This is a genomic window from Oryzobacter faecalis (genome assembly GCF_046764005.1).
GTDB classification, from domain to species: domain Bacteria; phylum Actinomycetota; class Actinomycetes; order Actinomycetales; family Dermatophilaceae; genus Oryzobacter; species Oryzobacter faecalis.
Map to the genome: position 1 here is coordinate 287867 of NZ_JBKOFW010000005.1, position 22314 is coordinate 310180.

The window sequence follows — 22314 nt, forward strand, 5'->3', positions numbered from 1 at the left end:
GGTCTCAGCGCACCCACACGACGTGCGTCCCGGTGGTGCGGAAGCCGGCCGCGAGCCACCGGCCCAGCTCGTCCCCGTGGGCGTAGCCGACCAGTGCCCGTCCCGGGTGGAGGACGGCCGCGCACGCGACCATGGCGGCGACGTCCTCGTCCCGGCCGCCGGCCGCCCAGGCGTTGGACAGCTCCACGGTGGCGCCCGCCTCGTGCAGCACGGCGCCGCCGACCGGACCGTCCGGTCCGTGCCGGGCGAGGACCGCGAAGCGCGGGTGCTCGAGGAAGGCCGGGAGGAGGACGCCGGCGTAGTCGTGCCGCTCGTTCCACCTCGCCAGCTCGCCGGGCTCGGTGACGACGCCCCACCCCTCGGGCAGGGTGTCCGCGGGCGGCGGCGCCTCCCGGTGCAGCCAGCGGGCCTCGAAGAGCCGCTCGAACCCGGCCGGTGCGAGGTCGAGGCTGCCGTACGAGTCGGCGACGGAGCAGTGCTCGAACGGCTCGACGGCGTGGAGCACCCGGTCAGCCGTGACGTCGTGCTGCAGCGTCTTGGCGGCGGAGTGCCAGGGGGGCGGCTCGGCGAGCGCCCACCACAGCGCGCCGTCGGACCGCGTGGGGATCCCGTGCACGGCGAAGACGTCCTCGTACCACGCCAGGCTCGCGCGCACCCCGGCCCCTGGCCCCACCGCCGTCTCCCCTGGCACCCTCCAGTGGTACCAGAGCCGGCCCGTCGCCGCGGCTCGTCGCGGGTTGTCATGGGGATGCCGAGGGGTGCCGCGTCCGACGTCGCCGAGCGGGGTCAGGGGCAGGGCTCGGTCGCCTCGGGGTCGTCGAGGTCGGCCACGGCGGGGCGGCGTCGGCGCGCGTGGCGCACCGAGTCGACCGTCAACAGCACGAGGGCGACCCACACGATCCCGAACCCGACCCACAGGGCTGCCGACACGTGCTCGCCCAGCACCACGACGCCGACGACGAGCTGCAGCACCGGGGTGATGAACTGGATGAGCCCGACGGTCACGAGCGGGATGCGCCGCGCCGCGGCGGCGAAGAGCAGCAGCGGGACCGCCGTCACGACCCCGGCCAGCACCAGCAGCGCGGTGTGCCAGCCGCCGTGCCCGCTGAACGTCATCGCGCCGCGCGAGGAGAGCACGAGCAGCACGACCACGGCGACGGGCGCCAGCACCGCCGTCTCGGCCGCGAGCGAGTGCATCGCCTGCAGGCTCGCGCCGACCTTCTTCTTCGTCAGGCCGTAGAGCCCGAAGGAGAACGCCAGGGCCAGCGGGATCCACGGTACGACGCCGCCGCCGACGGCCAGGTACACCGACGCGACCGCGCCGACCCCCACGGCCGCCCACTGCAGCGGCCGCAGCCGCTCGCCGAGGACGAACACACCGAGCGCCACGGTGACGACGGGGTTGAGGAAGTAGCCGAGCGCGGCCTCGTAGGTGCGCCCGGTGAGGACCGCGAGGACGTAGATGACCCAGTTCGCCGCGATGAGGACCGCGGCGACCGTGATGCCGGCGGCGAGCCGCCGGTTGCGCACGAGGGGGCGCACCCACGACAGGTCGCGCACGGCGACGAGCACGACGGCGCAGAAGGCGAGGGTCCACAGGATCCGGTGGGCGAGGATCTCCCACGCCCCCGCGGGCGCGAGGGCCGCGAAGTACAGCGGGAACAGGCCCCAGATGCCGTACGCGAGGAACCCGAAGAGGGTCCCCCGCCGCAGCTCGTCGTCGGCGCCCACCGAGGTCGAGACCGGTGAGCGCGTCGCCGTCACTCCACGGTCCAGGTGTCGCGACCACGGAGCAGGTCGGCGAGGTCGGCGTCGGTCGCCGGACCGCCGGCGGAGTCGCGCGCGGCGTCCACCTGGGCGCGGACGAGGTGGTCGTAGGACGGCCGCGAGACCTGGCGGAAGATGCCCATCGGCACGTGCGTCATCTCGGGGGAGTCGAGGCGCGAGAGCTGGAACGCCTGCGACGGGTCGTCGAGCGTCGGGTCGTGCACGACGACCGCGCCCTTCTCGCCCGTGGCGGCCTCGTCCTCCGCGATGAACTTCATGACGCCCGAGCCCTGGCGCACGAGGACCTTGCGGTCGCCCTCCGGGCCGACCGTGACGGCCTCGCCCTCACGCAGCCGCACGATGCGCGCCTCCTGCTGGGTGCGGTCCTTGAGGACCTCGAACGCGCCGTCGTTGAAGATCGGGCAGTTCTGGTAGATCTCGACGAGGGCGGTCCCGCGGTGCTCGGCCGCCGCCTTGAGGACGGTCGTCAGCTCGGCGCGGTCGGACTCCATGGCCCGCGCGACGAACGTCGCCTCGGCGCCGAGGGCCAGCGACACCGGGTTGAACGGGCTGTCGACCGATCCGACCGGGCTCGACTTCGTCACCTGGCCGACGCGCGAGGTCGGCGAGTACTGGCCCTTGGTGAGCCCGTAGATCTGGTTGTTGAACAGCAGGATCGTCATGTTGACGTTGCGGCGCAGCGCGTGGATCAGGTGGTTGCCACCGATCGAGAGCGCGTCGCCGTCACCGGTGACGACCCACACGGACAGGTCGGGGCGGGAGGTCGCCAGGCCGGTGGCGATGGCCGGGGCGCGCCCGTGGATCGAGTGCATCCCGTAGGTGTCGAGGTAGTACGGGAACCGCGAGGAGCAGCCGATGCCGGAGACGAAGACGATGTTCTCGCGCCTGAGGCCGAGCTCGGGGAGGAAGGACTGCACCGCGGCGAGGATGACGTAGTCGCCGCAGCCGGGACACCAGCGGACCTCCTGGTCCGAGGTGAAGTCGCGCTTGGTCTGCGTCGGCGCGTCGTCGGGCAGGTGCGGGACGTGCTGGAGCCCTGTGGTGGGCATGCCCAGCTCGGTGGCGGTCACGGGAGGTCCTCCAGGGTGGACGAGATGACGTCGGCGAGCTCGACCGTGGAGAACGGCAGGCCGCGGACGGAGGTGTGCGAGCGGACGTCGACGAGGAACGTGCCGCGCAGCAGGAGCGCGAGCTGGCCGAGGTTCATCTCGGGGACGATGACCCGGTCGTAGGCGCGCAGCACCTCCCCGAGGTTCTTGGGGAACGGGTTGAGGTGGCGCAGGTGGGCCCGGGCGACGGCGCGGCCGGAGTTGCGCACGACCCGCGTGGCCGCGGCCACCGGTCCGTACGTCGAGCCCCAGCCGAGGACGAGGACGCGCGCGCTGCCCGAGGGGTCGTCGACCTCGAGGTCGGGGACGGTGATGCCGTCGACCTTCGCCTGGCGCAGGCGCGTCATCCGGTCGTGGTTGTCGGGGTCGTAGCTGATGTTGCCGGTGACGTCGGCCTTCTCGATGCCGCCGACGCGGTGCTCGAGGCCGGGGGTGCCCGGGACCGCCCAGGGACGGGCCAGGGTGTCGTCGTCGCGCAGGTAGGGGTGGAACACCTCGTTGCCCTTGGCGTCGGTGCCGTTCGGCGCGCTCGCGAACTCGACCGCGAGGTCGGGCAGGTCGGCGACCTCGGGGACGCTCCACGGCTCGGACCCGTTCGCGAGGTAGCCGTCGGACAGGAGGAAGACCGGCGTGCGGTAGGTCGTCGCGATCCGGACCGCGTCCATCGCGGCGCGGAAGCAGTCGGCCGGGGTGTTCGGCGCGACGATCGGCACCGGGCTCTCGCCGTTGCGGCCGTACATCGCCTGGAGCAGGTCGGCCTGCTCGGTCTTCGTCGGCAGGCCGGTGGAGGGTCCACCGCGCTGGACGTCGACGATGACGAGGGGCAGCTCGAGGGAGACGGCGAGCCCGATCGTCTCCGACTTCAGCGCGACGCCGGGCCCGCTCGTCGTCGTGACGCCGATGGCGCCGCCGAAGCTCGCGCCGAGGGCGATGCCGATGCCGGCGATCTCGTCCTCGGCCTGGAGGGTCGTGACGTCGTGGCGCTTGAGGGCGGCCAGCGCGTGGAGGATGTCCGACGCCGGCGTGATCGGGTACGAGCCGAGGACGAGGGGCAGGCCGGCGCGGTGCGCCGCGGCGACCAGCCCCAGGGCGAGCGCGGTGTTGCCGGTGACGTTGCGGTACGTGCCCGGCGGCATGACGGCGGGGGCGACGACGAACGAGGACGCGAAGTCCTCGGTGGTCTCGCCGTAGTTCCACCCGGCGCGCAGGGCGGCGAGGTTGGCCTCGAGGATCTCGCGGCGTGAGCCGAACTTCTTGGTGAGGAACGCCTCGGTGCCGGCGGTCGGCCGCGTGTACATCCACGACAGCAGGCCGAGGGCGAACATGTTCTTCGCCCGCTCCTTCTCCTTGCGGGTCAGGCCGTCGAAGCCGGCGAGCGCCTCGACGGTGATGCTCGTCAGGGCCACCGGGTGCACGTGGAAGGACTCGAGACTGCCGTCGTCGACCGGGTTCGTCGCGTACCCGACCTTGGCGAGGTTGCGGGTGGTGAACTCGTCGGTGTTGACGATGATCGTCGCGCCGCGGGGGACGTCGGCGAGGTTGGCCTTGAGGGCCGCCGGGTTCATCGCGACGAGGACGTCGGGGGCGTCGCCGGGGGTGAGGACGTCGTGGTCGGCGAAGTGCAGCTGGAAGCTGCTGACGCCGGGCAGGGTGCCCTGCGGGGCGCGGATCTCGGCCGGGAAGTTCGGCAGGGTCGACAGGTCGTTGCCCAGGCTGGCCGTCTCGGACGTGAACCGGTCGCCGGTGAGCTGCATGCCGTCGCCGGAGTCGCCGGCGAACCTGATGACCACGCGGTCGAGGGTCTTGACAGTCTTGCTGCTCACTTGGTCACCTGGTCATCGGGAGAAGATCTCGCGGTCGCGCCCAGGTGGCCGGGTGGGGTCCGGTCGGAGTCCGGGGCTGCGCACCGCCATCCATCCTACGTGGGCGCGCCGCTGCGCATACGGCCGTCCCGGAAGGAGGGAGACCCGTTCGGCGAACGGTCGTGGCGAGGCAGCGGGCGGGTGGGCGCACCCCTCCCAGAGGGGGAGTCCTCCCCATGGTGCCGGCGCGCGGACCGGGCCACAGTGGTGCCACGGCCGGCTCCGGGGAGGGAACCGTTCGAGGTGGTATCCGACCCGGTGGCGGTCGGGTATCACCTCGAACCGCGTCGCCGCCCGGCGGGTCGAGGTGGGACACCACCCGATGCCGGTCTCCCTTCACCTCGAACCGGCCCGGGGCGGGCGTGGGTAGGCTGGCGGGCATGGAGGGCTACGCGGCAGCGGCGGGGGTCGTCCTCGCGGGCGTCCTCCTCGTCACCGCCGCGATGGTGGCGCGCCGGCTCATCGCCCCCCGCGCGGTCACCCCGGCGGGCCTCACCACGTACGAGTCGGGCGTCGACCCGGTCGGGACCGGCTGGGCGCAGAGCCAGATCCGCTACATCGCGTTCGCGTTCCTCTACGTCGTCTTCGCCGTCGACGCCGTCTACCTCTTCCCCTGGGCACTCGTCATCCGCGACCCCGGCCTCGGGGCCGCGAGCCTGGTCGAGGTCGTCGTCTTCGTCGGCGTCATCCTCGTCGGGCTGCTCCACGCCGCCCGGCGCGGCCTCCTGCGGTGGGACCTCACATGAGCACCGTCGACCTCCCCATGCCGCGGGTCGGACCCCTCGCCGAGCACGCGCCGAAGCCGATCCGCGTCGTCCTCAACTGGGGTCGCCGCTACAGCCTGTGGGTGTTCAACTTCGGGCTCGCCTGCTGCGCCATCGAGTTCATCGCGACGTCGATGGGGCGGCACGACTTCATCCGCCTCGGCGTCATCCCGTTCGCCCCCGGCCCGCGCCAGGCCGACCTCATGGTCGTCAGCGGCACGGTCACCGACAAGATGGCGCCGGCCATCCGCCGCCTCTACGACCAGATGCCCGAGCCGAAGTACGTCATCAGCTTCGGTGCCTGCTCGAACTCGGGCGGGCCGTACTGGGACTCGTACTCGGTCACCAAGGGCGTCGACCAGCTGATCCCCGTCGACGTCTACGTCCCCGGCTGCCCGCCGCGTCCCGAGGCGCTGCTCCAGGGGATCATCAAGCTCCAGGAGAAGATCGCCGAGGAGCGGGTCAGCGGCCACGCCATCGCGGCCCGGCAGCCGGGCCGCCCGGCGCAGCGGTACGCGGGGCACCGCACGGCCACCGCCGCAGAGGTCGGGCGCGACCTCGTCGCCAAGCCCTGACAGGGGAACGCACCGGGCCCGAAGGATGGGAAACGGCCCTGTCGAGGACGAGTTGAGGGCAGTTGGCCATCCTTCGTGACCCGGACTTGGCCTGTGGTGGTGCAGAACGCGCGACATGGCGCGCGTTCTGCACCCCTTTGGGCTCGAGCGCTCACATTGGCTCCTGCGGGTGTCGTGGACATCGGCTGGGGCGAGTGGCGCGACCTCGTCGCCAAGCCCTGACCGTCCGCTGACCGTCTGGTCGCCCAAGCATCACCTGACGTTCGCCTTCTCGTCCCCCTCCGGTCCGTGCGCGCGACCTAGCGTCGCGAGCGAACCCGGCCACTCCTGCCCGACCGGCCGGTGCCCCCCACGCCCGACCTCACGGACCCGGAGACCCCCCAGTGACGATCGCCCCCGAGAACCGCCGCCTCCTCGGCCTCGCGCCGCAGTCGCACGCACGCGGCAAGCGCAGCCCCACCACCTGCCTGCTCAAGTGCGGGAACCAGTGCGCCCACGACGCGCCCAACACGACCGCGAACGAGTACTTCCCCGACGTCGCCACCCGGGCCCTGAGCCGGCGCGGGGTCCTCGGTGGGGTCGGCGCGGGCGCGCTCGCGCTCGCGATCGCGCCGGCCACCCCGGCCGCCGCCGGCACGGTGGCCGCCGCTCCGGCAGGCCGTGGCAACGGGCTGCGGTTCAGCCCGATCGCGCCCGTGCCCGCGACGGTCGACGCCGTCACGGTTCCGGACGGCTACACGTGGAAGGCCGTCATCCGCTGGGGCGACCCGCTGTTCGACGACTCCCCCGAGTTCGACCCGGCGAACCAGACGCGGGCAAGCCAGGAGGCGCAGTTCGGCTACAACTGCGACTACCTCGACATCATCGCGATCGGCGGCCAGCGGGGCCGCACGGCCCTCGGCGTCGTCAACCACGAGTACACGAACGAGAACATCATGTTCCCGCCGACGACCGACCCGGCCCGGATCGAGGAGAACAAGCGGGTCGCGATGGCGGCCCACGGCCTCACCGTCCTCGAGCTGCGCCGTCAGGCGCCGGGGCAGCCGTGGGAGTACGTCCGCGGCGCCGAGCGCAACCGCCGCATCACCGCGCAGACCCCGTTCGCCGTCGACGGCCCCGCCGCCGGCCACCCGCTCCTGCGGACGGCGGCCGACCCCGTGGGCCGGACCGTCCTCGGCACGCTCAACAACTGCGCCGGCGGCACGACGCCCTGGGGCACCGTCCTGTCCGGCGAGGAGAACTTCAACCAGTACTTCGTCGCCACCTCGACGGCCGAGACCCGGCGCTACGGCATCCCCTCGACCGTCAGCTCGAGCGGGCGCAACTGGTGGACCGTCGACCCGCGGTTCGACGCCCGCCAGCCCGGCTACGAGAACGAGGTCAACCGCTTCGGCTGGATCGTCGAGGTCGACCCCGAGGACCCGACGAGCACCCCCGTCAAGCACACCGCGCTCGGCCGCTTCAAGCACGAGGGCGCGACGATCCGCGTCGGCAGGGGCGGCCGCGTCGTCGCCTACTCCGGTGACGACGAGCGCTTCGAGTACATCTACAAGTTCGTCTCGGCGAGGACCTACCGCGATGACGAGGGCCCGGGCGCCCGCGCCCACAACAAGACCCTGCTGTCCGAGGGCGACCTCTACGTCGCGAAGTTCACCGGTGACAGCCCGGCGGCCGAGATCGACGGCACCGGGAAGCTCCCCACCGACGGGGCGTTCGACGGTGGCGGCGAGTGGTTGCCCCTGGTCGTCGGTGGTGAGTCGAAGGTCCCGGGGATGAGCGTCGCCGAGGTCCTCGTCCTCACCCGCCTCGCGGCGGACAAGGTCGGGGCCACGAAGATGGACCGCCCGGAGGACGTCGAGCCGAACCCGGTCACCGGCAAGGTCTACGTCGCCCTGACGAACAACACCAACCGCGGCGTCGGGACCAACGCCGGGGCCGACGAGGCGAACCCGCGCATCACGAACCGCGAGGGGCACGTCCTCGAGCTCACCGAGGCGGGCAACGACCCGACGGCCCTGACCTTCGGCTGGAACCTGCTCCTCGTGTGCGGCACCCCCGGCCGGACCGGCACGTACTTCGGTGGCTACGAGGGCCCGGTCAGCCCGATCTCGTGCCCCGACAACGTCGCCTTCGACTCCACCGGGGCGCTGTGGATCTCGACCGACGGCCAGCCCGGCAGCATCGGGCTCGACGACGCCCTCCACCGGGTCACCCTCGAGGGTCCCGACCGCGGCAAGGTCGAGCAGTTCCTCGCGGTGCCGCGCGACGCCGAGACGTGCGGACCGGTCATCCACGACCAGGACGGGCTGGTGTTCGTCTGCGTCCAGCACCCGGGCGAGGACGGCTCGTGGGCGGCGCAGCGATCCTTCTTCCCCGACTACGTCGCCCCCGGCGCCCTCGCCGGCGGCAACTGGGGGGGACCGCGGCCCAGCGTCGTGCAGGTCTACCGGGAGCGCTGACCCGCTCCGACCACTCGTCCGCCGCGTCCGGCCGCCCGCTCGCTAGGCTGCCGGACGTGGCGGACGAGACGCGTGCGGTCGAGCCGGGTGGATGGCGCGTGGCCGTCACCGGAGCCCGCGACGAGGGGTTCGCGTTCTTCGACTGGCTCAGCGCCGTCGACCGCGCCGACGACGAGGCCGCCCCGGGCCTCGACGTCGTCTGCCACCTCCTCGACCTGCGCGAGCCGCGGGCGCTGCGCGGCCTCCTCCTCCTCACCCGCGTGCCGGAGGGCGACGCCCTCGCCTCCGTGACGGGGATCTTCCCCGGCGCCGCGTGGCACGAGCGCGAGACGGCCGAGATGTTCGGGCTGGCGTTCGAGGGCTTCGACGACGGCACCGACCTCGGCGTGCGCCCGCTCCTCCTCCCCGACGGGTTCGAGGGCACGCCGCTGCGCAAGTCCTTCCAGCTCGCGGCCCGGGCCAGCAAGCCGTGGCCGGGGGGCAAGGAGCCGGGGGAGGGCCACGACTCCGCGCGCAGCCCGAGCCGGCGCCGCGTCCAGGCCCCGGGTGTGCCCCCGCCGGAGTGGGGGCCGCGATGACGCTCCTCGACGTCGTCCTGCGCGCCGCCTCGGTGCTCGCCGCCTTCCTCGTCCTCCCGCTCCTCGTCGGGCAGGCCGAGCACAAGGTCATGGCCCACATGCAGGGCCGGCTCGGCCCGATGTACGCCGGCGGGTTCCACGGCTGGGCCCAGCTCGTCGCCGACGGGGTGAAGTTCGTCCAGAAGGAGGACATCACCCCCCGCGCCGCCGACCGGTGGGTCTTCCGGCTCGCCCCCGGCGTCGCGCTCGTGCCCTACCTCCTCGCCCTCGCGGTCGTGCCCGTGCACCCGGGGGTGGCGGCCGTGGACGTGCCGGGGTCGGTCGTGCTCGTCCTCGCCGCCACGTCGGTCGGCGCCCTCGGGACCCTCATGGCCGGCTGGGCGAGCGCCAACAAGTACGCCCTCCTCGGCGGCCTGCGGGCCGCGGCCCAGCTCGTGTCGTACGAGCTGCCGATCGTCCTCGCCGTCGCCTCGGTGGCCCTGGCGGGAGGCAGCCTCTCGCTCGCGACGCTGACCGACCGCTGGCAGCCGATGTGGCTGCTGTGGCAGCTGCCCGGCGCCGTGGTCTTCCTCGTGGCCGCCGTCGCCGAGCTGCAGCGCCCGCCGTTCGACATGCCCGTCGCCGACGCCGAGCTCGTCATGGGTGCCTGGACCGAGTACACCGGCCTGCGGTTCGCCTTCTTCCTCCTCGCCGAGTACGCCGGCATCGTCGTGATGTCGCTGCTCTTCGCCGCGCTCTGGCTCGGCGGCTGGCACGGGCCGTTCGAGGACGCCCTCGGCTGGCTGTGGACGCTGCTCAAGGGGTTCGCCGTCGCCCTCGTCGTCGTGTGGCTGCGGGTCGCGTGGCCGCGGTTGCGCGAGGACCAGCTCCAGCGCCTGGCCTGGGTGTGGCTCGTCCCCCTGGCCCTGGCCCAGCTCCTCCTCACGGGCGTCGGGGTGGTGATGGGCTGGTGAGCATGGTTCCCGGGCTCCTCAAGGGGCTCGTCACGACGGCCCGGACGGCGCTGCGCCGCACCCACACCGCCGAGTACCCCGACGTCGCGCCCGACCTCCCGCCGCGCAGCCGCGGCGTCATCGCGCTGCTCGAGGAGAACTGCACGAGCTGCATGCTCTGCGCCCGCGAGTGCCCTGACTGGTGCATCTACATCGACTCGCACAAGGAGACGATCCCGGCGACGACGGAGGGCGGGCGCGACCGGCAGCGCAACGTCCTCGACCGGTTCGCCATCGACTTCAGCCTGTGCATGTACTGCGGCATCTGCATCGAGGTCTGCCCGTTCGACGCCCTGTTCTGGAGCCCGCAGTTCGAGTACGCCGAGGTCTCGATCCTCGACCTGCTCCACGAGAAGGACCGCCTCGGCACGTGGATGGCGACCGTGCCGGCCCCGCCGCCCCTCGACGAGCGCGCGGCCGAGCCCGCCGAGGTCGCGGCTGCCCACCGCCCCGCGCGCGGGACCGGCCTCGTCGGTGGCGCCGCCGGTGGTTCCGGTCCCCGGGCGCCTCGCACCGTCCGGCCGCGGGTCGCTCGCGCCGAGGGCACCGGAACGGTCCCGCCCCCGCGCCGCGAGCCGCTCACCGGGACGCCCGAGTCGGTCCCGGACGATGCGACGCCCCCGACCCCTCCCGCGGCCGACCCGGCCGACCCGGCCGGCCCGGCCGACCCGGACGAGACGTGACCGCCCTCGACACGGCGTTCGCGGCCACCGCGGCGCTCGCCGTCGGCGGCGGGCTGCTCGCCGTGACGACGCGACACGTCGTGCGGGCCGCCCTGTGGCTCGTCGTCGCCCTGGTCGGCGTGGCCGGCTCGCTCCTCGTCCTGGGCGCCGAGCTCGTCGCGCTCGTCCTCGTCCTCGTGTACGTCGGCGCGGTCGTCGTCCTCGTCCTCTTCGCGCTGATGCTGACGCGGGCGCCGATCGGGCCCGACGAGGCCCACCGGCCGGGGCCGTGGCGCACCGTGGGCGCTGCGCTGCTCGGCGGGGCGACGGCCGTCCTCCTCGGGTCGGTCCTGCTGCCGGTGGCCGAGCCGGTCGAGCGGGCGGACGTGACGAGCACCCAGGTCGCGGGGCAGCTGTTCGGCACGTGGGTCTGGCCCTTCGAGCTCCTCTCGCTCCTGCTCCTCGTCGCCCTCGTCGCGGCGCTCGCGGTGTCGCGCATCCCGCGCGACGGCTCCGGCGCACCCTCGACGACGGAGGGCTCGCCGTGATCCACCTCGCCGGTCCGTACGTCCTCGCCGCCGTCCTCGTCGGGCTGGGCGTCTTCGGAGTCGTCGTGCGGCGCAACGCGGTCCTCGTGCTCGTCGGCGTCGAGCTCGTCCTCAGCGGCTCGCTCGTCCTCCTCGTCGCGACCCAGGCCGGCGGCGGGGACCGCTGGGCCGCGGGCAGCGTCCTGCCGCTCTTCGTCATCACCATCGCCGCGGCCGAGGTGGTCGTGGCGCTGGCCGTGGTCCTCACCGCGTTCCGCCACCGGGCGAGCATCGACCTCGCGCAGCGCAGCGGGGTGGCGCCGTGAACCCGTGGCTCGTCCTCGCGATGCCGGCCGTCGCCGCGCTCCTCGGGCTCTTCGTCCGCGGGGAGTACGGCCTGGCGCGGGCGGTCGGTGTCTGCGGCACGGCCCTCGCGCTCCTTGCCGGCGTCGTGGGGTGGGCGACGGCCGGCGGCGCCTACGCGCAGCCCGGGCCGGGCCTGGCCGCCGGTGGGCTCGAGATCCCCCTGGACCTCGTCGGCGACCCGACCCGCTGGGCCCTCGTCACCGTCGTCGCGCTCGTCGCGCTCGCCGTCCAGGTGCACGCCTCCTGGTACCTGGACGACGACGACCGCTACGGCACCTTCGCCGCCACCGTGTCGCTGTTCACGACGGCGATGCTGCTCGTCGTCGTGTCCGGCGACCTCGTCCTCACGCTCGTCGGGTGGGAGGTCATGGGGTGGTGCTCCTACCTCCTCATCGGCCACTGGTCGCGCCGGCCGAGCGCCCGGCGCGCGGCGCACAAGGCGTTCATCGTCACGCGCGTCGCGGACATCGGGTTCGTCCTCGGGGTCGTCGGCCTGGCCGCCGGCGCGGGCTCGACCCGGCTCTCCGACGTCGTCACCGTCTGGTCCCGGCCCACCGAGTGCATCGACGCCCAGGTGGTGCAGGGGTTCAGCGTCGGCGAGGCCCTGACCGCGTGCGCGGCGCCGGACGCCACCGCGCGGGCCGTCCTCCTCACGCTGCTCGTCGTCGGCGTCCTCGGCAAGTCGGCCCAGGTCCCGTTCCAGGACTGGCTCGCCGACGCCATGGAGGGCCCGACGCCCGCGAGCGCCCTCATCCACGCCGCCACGATGGTGGCCGCCGGCACCGTCGTCCTCGCGGGGGTGTTCCCGCTCCTCGCGGTGAGCCAGACGCCTCGCTGGGTGCTCGGCCTGTCGGTGTCGGTGACGATGCTCCTCGCCGCCGTGCTCGCGTTCGCGCAGAGCGACCTCAAGCGGCTGCTCGCGTGGTCGACCGTCAGCCAGGTCGGGATCATGCTTTCGGCGCTCGCGGCGGCACCGCCGGAGGTCGGCGGGGGCGCCGGGCTGTTCCACCTCTGGTCGCACGCCCTGTTCAAGGCCCTGCTCTTCCTCGCCATCGGCTGGGCCGGCCTCCTCGCCGGCGGGACGGCCGCCACGGCCCTGCGGGGCACCGCGGCGGCCGCGCCGCTGCTGCGGATCTCGTTCGTCGTGGGGCTCGCGTCCCTCGCCGGGGTGCCCCTCGTCGTCGGCGGCATCTCCAAGGAGCACGTCGTCGCGGTGGCCTGGGAGGGCGCGGTCGAGGGTGGACCGGGCATCGTCGTCCTCGTGGCCCTCCTCGTCACGGCGGCCGTCACGGCGGCGTACTGCACCCGGGCCTACCTCATCCTCACCGCGCACGTCCGGCGGCTGCCCGAACGGGTGCCGGTGACCTCGGCGGTGCGCGGCGCGCTGTGGACCCTCGCCGTCCTGTCGGTCGTCGGTGGCCTCGTCCTCGTCCTCACCGACGCCTTCGCGGTCGACGCCGTGTCCTTCGTCTGGCTCGTCCTCACCGCGCTCGTCGTCGCCGTCGGCGTCGTCGCCGCCGTCCGGGGCGGCTTCGACCGCGACCCGGCGGAGGTGATGGCGCGCCGCTTCATCCCGCTCGCCGACCGCGGGCTCGGGGCGGACGCCCTCTACCGCCGGCTCGTCGCCGACCCCGTCGTCCGCCTGGCACGGGTCGTCGCCTTCCTCGACACCGAGGTCGTCGACGCGTACGTGCGCGGCTCGGCCGTCGCGACCCGCGTCGCCGGCTGGGCCGGGGGGCGGGCCCACCGCGGCGAGCGGCCCGCGTCGGCCGTGGCCCTCGTCGTCGGGGCCGTCGTCGTCCTCGGCCTCGGAGGGGTGCTCCTGTGGTCGTGACCCTGCTCCTCGCCGTCCCCGCCGCCGTCGGGCTCTGGCTCGTCACCGGAGGACGCGCGCTCGCCGTCGGCCCCGCCCGGGTCCTCACCGCCGCCGCCGCCGGCCTGACGCTCGTGCTCGCGGTGTCGACCGCCGTGTCGGGGTCGGAGGTCGACCGGCCGTGGGTGCCCGAGCTCGGGGTGCGGATGGCGTTCGGCGTCGACGGCATCGCCGTCCCGCTCGTGCTGCTCACGGCGGCGATCGGGGTGCTCGTCGCGGCGCACGCCTGGGTCGACGTGCCCGAGGGCGGCACGCCCGCGACCTTCCTCGGCTGCCTCCTCCTCGTCGAGGCCGGCGCGCTCGCGACGTTCACCGCCCGCGACGCCGTCCTGTTCTTCCTCGCGTTCGAGCTCGTCCTCGTCCCGATGTGGCTGCTCATCGGCCGGTACGGCGACCGGCACGACCCGCGCGCCCGCACCGACGCGAGCCAGCGCTTCGTCCTGTACACCGCCGTCGGGTCGACCCTCATGCTCGTCGGCATCCTCGCGCTCGTCACCTCGGCGGGCACGTCGGACCTGAGGGCGCTCGCCTCCGGTGCGGGGGGCGCGCTGCCCGCCGACCGGCAGCTCCTCGTCGCCCTGCTGCTCACCCTCGGCCTCGCGGTCAAGGTGCCGGTCTTCCCCGTCCACACGTGGCTGCCGCCCGCGCACACGACCGCGCCGACGGCCGGGTCGGTGCTGCTCGCCGCGGTGCTGCTGAAGATGGGGACCTACGGGCTCGTGCGCCTCCCGGTCGCGACCGTGCCCGACGGGTTCACGGCGATCAGCCCGGTGCTCGCCGTGGCCGGGGTCGTCGGCATCGTCTGGGGCGGTCTCGTCTGCCTCGTCGAGCGCGACCTCAAGCGGCTCATCGCGTACTCGTCGGTGGCGCACATGGGCTTCGTCGTCCTCGCGCTCGCGACCGGCTCCGAGACCGGCCTGCAGGCCGCGCTGTTCGCGAACATCGCCCACGGCGTCGTGTCGGCCCTGCTCTTCGTCCTCGTCGGCGGGCTCAAGCAGCGGTGGGGCTCGGCCGACCTCGCCGTGGCCCGGCCGGCGCTGCGGGAGACCTCGCCGCGGCTCGGTTTCCTCCTCGTCATCGGGCTCGCGGCATCCCTGGGCCTGCCGGGCCTCGCGACGTTCTGGGGCGAGTGGCTCGCGCTGTACGCGGCGTGGGCCCCGGCCGGGGACCGTCCCCGGGGCGTCTTCGTCGTCGCCGCCGTCGTCGCCGCCGTCGGGGCGGCCCTGGCGGCCGCGTACTCGCTGCGCGTGGCCCGGCTCGTGTGGGTCGGCGACGAGCCGGATCCGGAGGCCGCGACCGTCACCCCCGACACCGCCGGCATGGAGGCCGGGGTGCTCGGGGTCCTCGCGACGGCCGTCGTCGTCCTCGGCGTGCTGCCCGGGCCACTGCTCGGGGTCACCGCCGCCGCCGTCGCCGCGATCGGGGCCGGGCCGTGACCGACCCCCGCCTCGTGACCCTCGATGCCGTCGCGCTGCTGCCCGCGCTGCTCCCCGCCCTCGGCGCCGTCCTCGTGCTCGTCGGCGACGCGCTCGTGCCGCGGCGCCGGTCGTGGCCGGTGCTCGGCATCGTCCTGCTCGGGGCGGCAGCGGGGTCGGCGCTCGTGGCCGCGCTGCGCCCGGCGTCCGACGCCGTCCGGACCCTCTGCCTCCCGGCGCCCGACGGCGCCTGCCTGTGGACGTCCTCCGGTCCGACGGGAGCGCTCCAGGCCGGCGTTCTGCTCTCGGCCGCTGCGGCGCTCGCGCTCCTCCACGACGGGGGACGAGGCCCGCGCGACCCCGCCGTCACGACCGCCCTCCTCCTCACCGCGGCCACCGGTGGCGCGGGCGTGGCGGCCTCCCGCGACCTCGGCACCTGGCTCGTCACCCTCGAGCTCGCGACGGTGCCGCTCGTCGCCCTCGTCGCGCTGCGCGGCACCCGGGCCGCCGGTCACGGCGCGCTGACGCTGCTCGTCACCTCCCTCACCTCGTTCGCCCTCCTCGCCCTCGGTGCGGCCCTGTGGCTCACGGCCACGGGCGACGCGGCCTTCGCGTCGACGTCGGCCGCCGCCGCGTGGGGCGACCCGCAGCGCCGGGCCGTGCTCGTCGTCGCGGTCGTCGCGCTGCTCGCGGGGCTCGGGTTCAAGCTCTCGCTCGTGCCGTTCCACGCGTGGACCCCGCAGGCCTACTCGACCGCCGACCTCGGCACGACCGTCGCGCTCGCCGCCGCCTCGAAGGTGTCGGCGGCCGCCGCGCTGCTCGTCCTCCTCCAGGCCCTCGTCACCCCGGTCGTCACGGGCCGGGCACTCACGGTCACGCTGGGGGTGCTCGCCGTCGGCTCGATGCTCCTCGGCAACGTCATGGCCCTGCGCCAGGACGACGTGACCCGGCTGCTCGCCTGGTCCACGGTCGCCCAGGCCGGGTGGGTCGTCCTGCCCCTCGCCGCCTTCTCTGCCGACGGGGCGCGGGCGTCGGCGAACTACGTCCTCGTCTACGCCGTCGCGACGGTCGTCGCCTTCGCCGCGGTCGGTGTCGTCGGTGCGGGGTCGCTCGACCGGTTCCGGGGGCTGCTGCGCACCGACCGGCTCACCGGCGGGGCGCTGGCCCTGGCCCTGCTCGTCCTCGCCGGGCTCCCGCCGGGGGTCGTCGGGCTCGTCGCGAAGGTGGTGGCGCTCCGGCCGGCGGTCGACGCCGCGCAGTGGCCGCTCGTCGGGGTGGCGGTCGTCGCGGTGGTCCTCGGGATCGCCGTCTACCTGCGCTGGTTCGCGGTCCTCCTCACCGAGGCGGGGGAGGCCGGACCGCTCGCGGCGTCGCGCGTGGTCCCGACCGCCCCCCTGACCCCGCGCCGCCTCAGCCGGGCCGTCCTCGTGGCCGGCACGGCCGTCCTCGCCCTGTTCAGCGCGGTCCCGGCCCTGCTGCTCGGCATCCTCGCCTGACCTTCGCCCTCGCGGTGCGTCCTCAGGCCCCGGCCGCTCCCGAGCCGACGAGCATCTCGCACGGACCGACGAAGCCCGACGGGCCCTCGAACTCCCGCAGCGCCTCCGTGACCTCGGCCCACACGTCCTCGCGGGCGGCGGGCTCGAGGCCACGCATCATCTGGTGGAGGGCCCCGAAGGACTCCTGCTGGAACCGGACGCACTCCGTCGCGGACGCGAGCCGCACGGGCGAGGCGACGGCACGGACCTCGACGTCGTCGTAGCCCGCGTCCTCGAGGGCCGCCTCGAGGACGCCGGGGCCGCCGAGCGAGAACGGGCCGGGCAGGCCCGGGCCCGGCGCGGGCAGTCCGGCGCGTGCCCGGATGATGCGGACGGGCACCGAGAAGAACTCGTTCGCCTCCGGCGTGGAGTAGACGACGGCCGCGAACCGGCCGCCGGTGCGCAGCGCCGAGCGGATGCCGCGCAGCGCTCCGGCGCGGTCCGGGAAGTAGATGAGGCCCACCCGCGACACCGCGGCGTCGAAGGAGGCCGGCGGGAGCGAGGCGGCGGCCTCGCCGTCGAGCTCGAGGACCTCGACCTGGGCCAGCCCCTCGCGGCGCGCGTCCTCGGCGCAGCGGTGGAGCAGCTCGGGGGCGATGTCCGTCGCGAGCACCCGGCCGGTCGGGCCGACGCGCCGCGCCGCGCGCAGGGACTGCTCGCCCGCGCCCGCCGCGATGTCGAGGACGTGCGAGCCGGTGGCGAGGCGGGCCTGGTCGAACATCTCCTCGGTGGCCTCGTGGAGCCAGTCGCCGACGAAGCCGCCCCACCGGTGCCAGGCGTCCGCGGCGTCCTGCCACTGGTCGCGGGTGGTGGCCTTGAACGTGTCGGGGTCGAAGGTCGTGGTGGTCATGGTGCTCTCCTCTCGGGGGCGGACCCCTCGTCCGCCCGACCGCCATCGTCGGGCCGTCCGTCGATGCCGACTAGTCCACGTCCTGTACTAGCCGCGAGGGGTCGGGCTCCCTACCGTGAGGGGGTGATCGACTACGGCCAGTTCTGCACCGTGGCACGCGGCGCCGAGGTCCTGTGCGACCGCTGGACGCCGCTCGTGCTGCGCGAGCTGCTCTGCGGGAGTACGCACTTCAACGAGATCAGGCGCGGTGTCCCCCGGATGTCGCCGACCCTGCTGGCGCGGCGGCTGCGCACCCTCGAGGAGTTCGGCGTCGTCCGTCGCACCGAGGACGGCAGGTCGACGACCTACGAGCTGACGGACGCGGGGGAGGAACTGCGCCCGGTCGTCCTCGCCCTCGGGCACTGGGGCGCCCGCTGGATCGGCAGCCGCCTCACCCCGAACCAGCTCGACGCCGGCTTCCTCATGTGGGACATCCGCCGCTTTGCCCGTGTCGCCGAGTTCCCGGGCGGCCGGCGCGTGGTGGTCCACTTCGAGCTGCCCGACGCCGGCGAGCGGGAGCGCGCGTGGTGGCTCGTGGTCGAGGACGGGGTCGCCGACCTGTGCCGCGACGACCCGGGCCACGAGCTCGACGTCGTCGTGCGCTCCAGCGTCCTCGCCCTCACCGAGGTGTGGACCGGAGACCGCACACCCGACCAGGTCGTGCGGTCCGGCGAGGTGCGCCTGTTCGGGGCGCCGGCCGACGTCGGTCGCGTCTGGACCTGGCTCGGGACCAGCGGTTTCGCCCCCACGCGGATGGCGGCGGGGTCCCGCCGCGCCTGACCCGGCCCCCTCCCGGGTGCCGGAACGCCCAGGGCCCCCGTTGCGTTGGAGGAGTCATGCAGCACAACCACTTCAACGGCCTGAAGACCGCCGCCCTCTTCGGCGGCATGTGGGCCATCCTGCTCGGCATCGGCTGGATGGTCGCGCGGTCGACCGGGAGCAGCATCTTCCTGCTCGTCTTCGCGCTCATCGGCCTGGGCACGACGTTCTACGGGTACTGGAACTCCGACAAGCTCGCGATCCGCGCCATGCACGCGGTGCCGGTGAGCGAGGCCGAGGCGCCCGCGATGTACCGCATCGTCCGCGAGCTGTCGACGGCCGCCGGCAAGCCGATGCCCCGCCTCTACATCTCACCGACCCAGGCACCGAACGCGTTCGCCACCGGCCGCAACCCCGAGAACGCCGCCGTCTGCTGCACCGAGGGCATCCTGGGGCTGCTCGACGAGCGCGAGCTGCGCGGCGTCCTCGGCCACGAGCTCATGCACGTCTACAACCGCGACATCCTCACGGCATCCGTGGCGGCCGCCATCGCGGGCATCATCTCGACGATCGGCCAGTTCCTCACGTGGGGAGCGCTGTTCGGGGGCAGCAGCGACGAGGACCGCGGCAACCCGCTCGCGGGCCTCGCCCTCGCCATCCTCGCCCCGTTCGCGGCGATGGTCGTCCAGCTCGCCATCTCGCGCACCCGTGAGTACGACGCCGACGAGGACGGTGCTCGCCTCACCGGCGACCCGCTCGCCCTCGCGTCCGCGCTGCGCAAGCTCGAGATCGGGGTCGCGCGGGCGCCGCTCGCCCCGACCCAGCAGGTCGTCAACGCGAGCCACATGATGATCGCGAACCCGTTCCGCGCCCAGGACGTCTCGCGCCTGATGTCCACCCACCCGCCCATGGCCGAGCGGATCGCGCGCCTCGAGCAGATGGCGTACGGCCACCGCATCAACCCCTGACGCCGTGGCGCCGGCCGCCGAACCCCCTCTCCCGGCCGGCCGGCGTCGCGGTCATGCCCCCTCGGCTCCGGCGCGGGCCGGTCGTCGCGCCGGGTCAGGGTCCGTCCACCCGGGTGACGGGCCCGCCGGCGCGGATCGCGCGCGGGATCTCCGCGACCGCGTCGACGGCCGCCAGGAGCCGCGCCACGTCCTCGGGCGCCGTCCGTGGGTCCACCGTCACCTCGTAGGCGATGCCGGTCGAGCGCCACTCGTCGTCGAACCCGCCGTCGGCGTCGACCGCGACCCCGGCGACGTGGACACCGAGGCGGGCCGCCTCGCGGTGGGTGTCGTTGAGGACGCAGAGGGCCACCGACAGGTGCAGGACCTGGGCGCCGTTGGTCACCGGGGCGGCGACGACGCCCTCGTCGGTCCACGCGTGGTCGAGCACGACGCCCTCACCGAGGCGGAGCGATCCCGAGGTGGCGCGGACGCCCAGCGGCGACAGGTCCATGGCCCGATTGTGCCCGCCGAGGTGGGCCCGCGACGTCGAGGAGCGGCGGCCGGCTCCGTCCTCCGGTCACCAGGGACCCACCACCCGAGGAGCACCACATGACCCACGTCCAGCGCTTCGACCACGTCGGCGTCACCGTGTCCGACCTCGAGGCGGCGACGGCGTTCTTCACCGTGCTCGGTCTCGAGGTCGAGGGCCGCACCACCGTCGAGGGCGAGTTCGTCGACACCGTCTGCGGCATCCCCGGCTCGCGGTGCGAGATCGTCATGCTCCGCCCCCGCCGTGGTGGAACGGGCCTGGAGGTCGCGCGCTTCGTCCGGCCCGAGCATGCGCCGGGGAACCCTGCGGCGATGGCGAACGAGGTCGGGCTGCGCAACGTGTGCTTCGAGGTCGACGACCTCCGCGCGGCCGTCGACGCGGTGGCCGAGGGCGGATACGGGCTCGTCGGCGGCATCGGTGAGTACGAGGGCACGTGGCGGATGGCCTACGTGCGCGGGCCGGACGGCATCATCGTCTCCCTCTCCCAGCGCGTGGGCTGACGCCGGTCACTACGATCGCCGGGTGAGTGCCCACCTCGTCGCGAAGGACCTCGCCGGCGGGCACGCCCACCGCACCGTCTTCGACTCCCTCGACCTCGCGGTCGCGCCCGGCGACGTCGTCGGGGTGGTCGGGGCCAACGGAGCCGGCAAGACGACCCTGCTGCGCATCCTCGCCGGCGACCTCGACCCCCTCGAGGGCCGGGTCTCGACCGCGCCGGCAGACGCGTTCGTCGGGTGGCTGCCGCAGGAGCACGAGCGTGTCCCCGGCGAGAGCGTCGCCGGCTACGTCGCCCGGCGCACCGGCGTGACCGCGGCGACCACCGCGATGGAGGACGCGGCGGCAGCCCTCGCTGCGGGCGACCACTCCCGCGCGGCCGAGGACGCCTATGCCCACGCCCTCGACCACTGGCTGGCGACCGGCGCGCCCGACCTCGACGAGCGGCTCGCCCCGACGCTCGCCGACCTCGGGCTCGACGTCGACCCGGCCACCGCGATGACGACCCTGTCCGGCGGCCAGGCGGCGCGGGCCGCTCTCGCCGCCCTCCTCCTCAGCCGGTTCGACGTCGTCCTGCTCGACGAGCCGACCAACGACCTCGACCTCGCCGGGCTCGAGCGGCTCGAGGAGTTCGTGCAGGGCCTGCGCGCCGGGATCGTGCTCGTGTCGCACGACCGCGAGTTCCTCTCCCGCGTCGTCACCCGCGTCGTCGAGCTCGACCTCGCCCAGCGGCGGGTGGCCGTGTACGACGGTGGCTACGACGCCTTCCTCGAGGAACGGGACGTCGCCCGGCGGCACGCCCGTGAGGCGTACGAGGAGTTCGCGGCGACGAGGGACGACCTCGTCGCGCGGGCCCGCACCCAGCGCCAGTGGAGCAGCCAGGGCGTCCGGAACGCGATGCGGAAGTCGCCCGACAACGACAAGATCCGCCGCCGCGCGCAGGCGGAGTCGTCGGAGAAGCAGGCGCAGAAGGTGCGTCAGATGGAGTCGCGGATCGCGCGGCTCGAGGAGGTCGAGGAGCCGCGCAAGGAGTGGACCCTGCGGTTCACCGTCGGGGCGGCGCCGCGCTCGAGCTCGGTGGTCGCGACGCTCGACGAGGCCGTGGCCCACCTCGGCGCGTTCACCTTCGGCCCGGCGTCGCTCCAGGTCGGCGCGGGTGACCGCATCGGCGTCACCGGACCCAACGGCGCCGGCAAGACGACGCTGCTGCGCCTGCTCACCGGACGGTTCACGCCCGATGCCGGCCGCACCGGCCTGGGCGCGAGCGTCGCCGTCGGCGAGATCGACCAGGCCCGCACCGGGCTCGACGACGCGCTGTCACTGGGGGACGCCGTCGAGGTGGCCCTGCCGTCGATGGCCCCGGCCGACGTGCGCACCCTGCTCGCGAAGTTCGGGCTCAGGGCCGACCAGGTGACCAGCCCCGTCGGGCGGCTCTCCCCGGGGGAGCGGACGCGCGCCGCGATGGCGCTGCTCCAGGCGCGCGGGGTCAACCTCCTCGTCCTCGACGAGCCGACGAACCACCTCGACCTGCCCGCCATCGAGCAGCTCGAGCAGGCGCTGGGGTCCTACGACGGCGCCCTCCTCCTCGTCTCGCACGACCGGCGGCTGCTCGACGTCGTGCGCCTCGACCAGCGCTGGCACGTCGAGGCTGGGCGCGTCACGGTCGAGCTGGCGGGCTGACCTCTCGCTCGTCGGCGAGGCGCCTGAGGACGCGGCCGAGCAGGACCACGGCCTGCCGCTGCTCGTCCTCGCTCAGCGTGGAGAGCCATCGCGTGACCTCCTCGCGGTCCTCCAGGTCGCGGTCCTCGAACACCTCGGCGACCCGTCCGGTCACGGCGAGGCGCCGGACGCGTCCGTCCGCGGGGTCGGGGAGGACGGTGACCAGGCCCTTGCGCTCGAGCGCCGCCACGACCTGGCGCGCGTTCTGGTGCGAGGTGCCGAGGGCCCGCGCGGTGTCGCTGAGCGTCGGCGGGTGCTCGCTCGCACCGACGAAGGTGAGGACGCCCGCCTGGGAGGTCGTCAGGCCGACCGCCGCGAGCCGTTGGTCCATCCGGGTACGCAGGTGGGTCGCGAGGGTGAGCACCAGGCGGAACAGCTGGACGGGTAGGTCCTCGCCGAGGAAGCGGTTGACGTCACCAAACATAGGTAATACCTTACATAAATCCTCTG

At 74.3% G+C, this 22314-nt stretch carries 22 protein-coding genes; 15 read left to right on the forward strand and 7 right to left on the reverse strand.

Annotated features, from left to right (window positions below):
- Positions 1 to 4: 4 nt before the first annotated feature.
- The 4 genes from ACK8HX_RS12100 to ACK8HX_RS12115 form a co-directional block, all read right to left on the reverse strand.
- Positions 5 to 655 (reverse strand): hypothetical protein, encoded by a 651-nt coding sequence (locus tag ACK8HX_RS12100; RefSeq protein ID WP_411940949.1) that lies wholly within the window; start codon positions 653 to 655, stop codon positions 5 to 7.
- A 131-nt stretch (positions 656 to 786) separates the two neighbouring features.
- Positions 787 to 1764: an EamA family transporter RarD gene (rarD, locus tag ACK8HX_RS12105; RefSeq protein ID WP_411940950.1), complete on the reverse strand. Its 978-nt coding sequence runs from the start codon at positions 1762 to 1764 to the stop codon at positions 787 to 789.
- Complete coding sequence (locus ACK8HX_RS12110; RefSeq protein ID WP_411940992.1) at positions 1761 to 2837, reverse strand: 2-oxoacid:ferredoxin oxidoreductase subunit beta; 1077 nt, start codon at positions 2835 to 2837, stop codon at positions 1761 to 1763. Before ACK8HX_RS12110 ends, rarD begins: the two co-directional genes overlap by 4 nt.
- Positions 2838 to 2854: 17 nt before the next feature.
- Entirely contained in the window at positions 2855 to 4720 is a 1866-nt protein-coding gene (locus ACK8HX_RS12115) for a 2-oxoacid:acceptor oxidoreductase subunit alpha (protein ID WP_411940951.1), read from the reverse strand.
- 419 nt (positions 4721 to 5139) lie between these two features.
- Here ACK8HX_RS12115 and ACK8HX_RS12120 point away from each other — a divergent pair, with 419 nt between their 5' ends.
- The 11 genes from ACK8HX_RS12120 to ACK8HX_RS12170 all read left to right on the forward strand — a co-directional run bounded on the left by ACK8HX_RS12120 (position 5140) and on the right by ACK8HX_RS12170 (position 16466).
- Positions 5140 to 5505, forward strand: a complete 366-nt coding sequence (locus ACK8HX_RS12120) for an NADH-quinone oxidoreductase subunit A (protein WP_411940952.1) — start codon at positions 5140 to 5142, stop codon at positions 5503 to 5505.
- Complete coding sequence (locus ACK8HX_RS12125; RefSeq protein WP_411940953.1) at positions 5502 to 6098, forward strand: NADH-quinone oxidoreductase subunit B; 597 nt, start codon at positions 5502 to 5504, stop codon at positions 6096 to 6098. Before ACK8HX_RS12120 ends, ACK8HX_RS12125 begins: the two co-directional genes overlap by 4 nt.
- Positions 6099 to 6481: 383 nt before the next feature.
- Entirely contained in the window at positions 6482 to 8557 is a 2076-nt protein-coding gene (locus ACK8HX_RS12130; RefSeq protein WP_411940954.1) for a PhoX family protein, read from the forward strand.
- 56 nt (positions 8558 to 8613) lie between these two features.
- A complete protein-coding gene (locus tag ACK8HX_RS12135) occupies positions 8614 to 9135 on the forward strand; it encodes an NADH-quinone oxidoreductase subunit C (protein ID WP_411940955.1) in 522 nt (173 codons plus the stop codon).
- On the forward strand, positions 9132 to 10088 hold the full coding sequence (locus tag ACK8HX_RS12140; protein ID WP_411940956.1) for a complex I subunit 1/NuoH family protein: 957 nt from the start codon (positions 9132 to 9134) through the stop codon (positions 10086 to 10088). Before ACK8HX_RS12135 ends, ACK8HX_RS12140 begins: the two co-directional genes overlap by 4 nt.
- Before the next feature lie 2 nt (positions 10089 to 10090).
- Positions 10091 to 10810 (forward strand): 4Fe-4S binding protein, encoded by a 720-nt coding sequence (locus tag ACK8HX_RS12145; RefSeq protein ID WP_411940993.1) that lies wholly within the window; start codon positions 10091 to 10093, stop codon positions 10808 to 10810.
- Positions 10807 to 11337: an NADH-quinone oxidoreductase subunit J family protein gene (locus tag ACK8HX_RS12150; RefSeq protein WP_411940957.1), complete on the forward strand. Its 531-nt coding sequence runs from the start codon at positions 10807 to 10809 to the stop codon at positions 11335 to 11337. Before ACK8HX_RS12145 ends, ACK8HX_RS12150 begins: the two co-directional genes overlap by 4 nt.
- Positions 11334 to 11642 (forward strand): NADH-quinone oxidoreductase subunit NuoK, encoded by a 309-nt coding sequence (gene nuoK, locus ACK8HX_RS12155; protein ID WP_411940958.1) that lies wholly within the window; start codon positions 11334 to 11336, stop codon positions 11640 to 11642. The genes ACK8HX_RS12150 and nuoK overlap by 4 nt, the downstream gene beginning before the upstream one ends.
- Entirely contained in the window at positions 11639 to 13516 is a 1878-nt protein-coding gene (locus tag ACK8HX_RS12160) for an NADH-quinone oxidoreductase subunit 5 family protein (protein ID WP_411940959.1), read from the forward strand. The genes nuoK and ACK8HX_RS12160 overlap by 4 nt, the downstream gene beginning before the upstream one ends.
- Positions 13507 to 14991, forward strand: a complete 1485-nt coding sequence (locus ACK8HX_RS12165; RefSeq protein WP_411940960.1) for a complex I subunit 4 family protein — start codon at positions 13507 to 13509, stop codon at positions 14989 to 14991. Before ACK8HX_RS12160 ends, ACK8HX_RS12165 begins: the two co-directional genes overlap by 10 nt.
- Positions 14988 to 16466, forward strand: coding sequence for a proton-conducting transporter transmembrane domain-containing protein (locus ACK8HX_RS12170; RefSeq protein ID WP_411940961.1), 1479 nt, complete (start codon positions 14988 to 14990; stop codon positions 16464 to 16466). The genes ACK8HX_RS12165 and ACK8HX_RS12170 overlap by 4 nt, the downstream gene beginning before the upstream one ends.
- A gap of 22 nt (positions 16467 to 16488) precedes the next feature.
- On the opposite strand, the gene ACK8HX_RS12175 is transcribed toward ACK8HX_RS12170, so the two are convergent.
- Positions 16489 to 17355, reverse strand: a complete 867-nt coding sequence (locus tag ACK8HX_RS12175; RefSeq protein ID WP_411940962.1) for a class I SAM-dependent methyltransferase — start codon at positions 17353 to 17355, stop codon at positions 16489 to 16491.
- Between the two features lie 123 nt (positions 17356 to 17478).
- On the opposite strand from ACK8HX_RS12175, the gene ACK8HX_RS12180 reads away from it, so the two are divergent.
- Both ACK8HX_RS12180 and htpX read left to right on the forward strand, forming a co-directional pair.
- Positions 17479 to 18174, forward strand: a complete 696-nt coding sequence (locus tag ACK8HX_RS12180; RefSeq protein ID WP_411940963.1) for a winged helix-turn-helix transcriptional regulator — start codon at positions 17479 to 17481, stop codon at positions 18172 to 18174.
- 56 nt (positions 18175 to 18230) lie between these two features.
- Complete coding sequence (htpX, locus tag ACK8HX_RS12185) at positions 18231 to 19121, forward strand: zinc metalloprotease HtpX (protein ID WP_411940964.1); 891 nt, start codon at positions 18231 to 18233, stop codon at positions 19119 to 19121.
- Between the two features lie 94 nt (positions 19122 to 19215).
- Here htpX and ACK8HX_RS12190 read toward each other — a convergent pair whose 3' ends face one another.
- Positions 19216 to 19611, reverse strand: a complete 396-nt coding sequence (locus tag ACK8HX_RS12190; protein ID WP_411940965.1) for an OsmC family protein — start codon at positions 19609 to 19611, stop codon at positions 19216 to 19218.
- A 98-nt stretch (positions 19612 to 19709) separates the two neighbouring features.
- Between ACK8HX_RS12190 and ACK8HX_RS12195 the strand changes: the two genes are divergently transcribed.
- Together ACK8HX_RS12195 and ACK8HX_RS12200 are read left to right on the forward strand one after the other, a co-directional pair.
- On the forward strand, positions 19710 to 20150 hold the full coding sequence (locus tag ACK8HX_RS12195) for a VOC family protein (RefSeq protein WP_411940966.1): 441 nt from the start codon (positions 19710 to 19712) through the stop codon (positions 20148 to 20150).
- Between the two features lie 22 nt (positions 20151 to 20172).
- Positions 20173 to 21825, forward strand: a complete 1653-nt coding sequence (locus ACK8HX_RS12200; RefSeq protein WP_411940967.1) for an ABC-F family ATP-binding cassette domain-containing protein — start codon at positions 20173 to 20175, stop codon at positions 21823 to 21825.
- Here ACK8HX_RS12200 and ACK8HX_RS12205 read toward each other — a convergent pair.
- Positions 21803 to 22288: a MarR family winged helix-turn-helix transcriptional regulator gene (locus ACK8HX_RS12205; protein ID WP_411940968.1), complete on the reverse strand. Its 486-nt coding sequence runs from the start codon at positions 22286 to 22288 to the stop codon at positions 21803 to 21805. The genes ACK8HX_RS12200 and ACK8HX_RS12205 overlap by 23 nt on opposite strands.
- Positions 22289 to 22314: the final 26 nt, after the last annotated feature.

What these genes read in the sequence shown, in the direction of transcription:
- ACK8HX_RS12110 (WP_411940992.1), bottom strand. Translation starts at nt 2,837, where the DNA reads ATGCCCACCACAGGGCTCCAGCACGTCCCGCACCTGCCCGACGACGCG.
- ACK8HX_RS12120 (WP_411940952.1), top strand. Translation starts at nt 5,140, where the DNA reads ATGGAGGGCTACGCGGCAGCGGCGGGGGTCGTCCTCGCGGGCGTCCTC.
- ACK8HX_RS12125 (WP_411940953.1), top strand. Translation starts at nt 5,502, where the DNA reads ATGAGCACCGTCGACCTCCCCATGCCGCGGGTCGGACCCCTCGCCGAG.
- ACK8HX_RS12140 (WP_411940956.1), top strand. Translation starts at nt 9,132, where the DNA reads ATGACGCTCCTCGACGTCGTCCTGCGCGCCGCCTCGGTGCTCGCCGCC.
- ACK8HX_RS12145 (WP_411940993.1), top strand. Translation starts at nt 10,091, where the DNA reads ATGGTTCCCGGGCTCCTCAAGGGGCTCGTCACGACGGCCCGGACGGCG.
- ACK8HX_RS12175 (WP_411940962.1), bottom strand. Translation starts at nt 17,355, where the DNA reads ATGACCACCACGACCTTCGACCCCGACACGTTCAAGGCCACCACCCGC.
- htpX (WP_411940964.1), top strand. Translation starts at nt 18,231, where the DNA reads ATGCAGCACAACCACTTCAACGGCCTGAAGACCGCCGCCCTCTTCGGC.
- ACK8HX_RS12190 (WP_411940965.1), bottom strand. Translation starts at nt 19,611, where the DNA reads ATGGACCTGTCGCCGCTGGGCGTCCGCGCCACCTCGGGATCGCTCCGC.
- ACK8HX_RS12195 (WP_411940966.1), top strand. Translation starts at nt 19,710, where the DNA reads ATGACCCACGTCCAGCGCTTCGACCACGTCGGCGTCACCGTGTCCGAC.
- ACK8HX_RS12205 (WP_411940968.1), bottom strand. Translation starts at nt 22,288, where the DNA reads ATGTTTGGTGACGTCAACCGCTTCCTCGGCGAGGACCTACCCGTCCAG.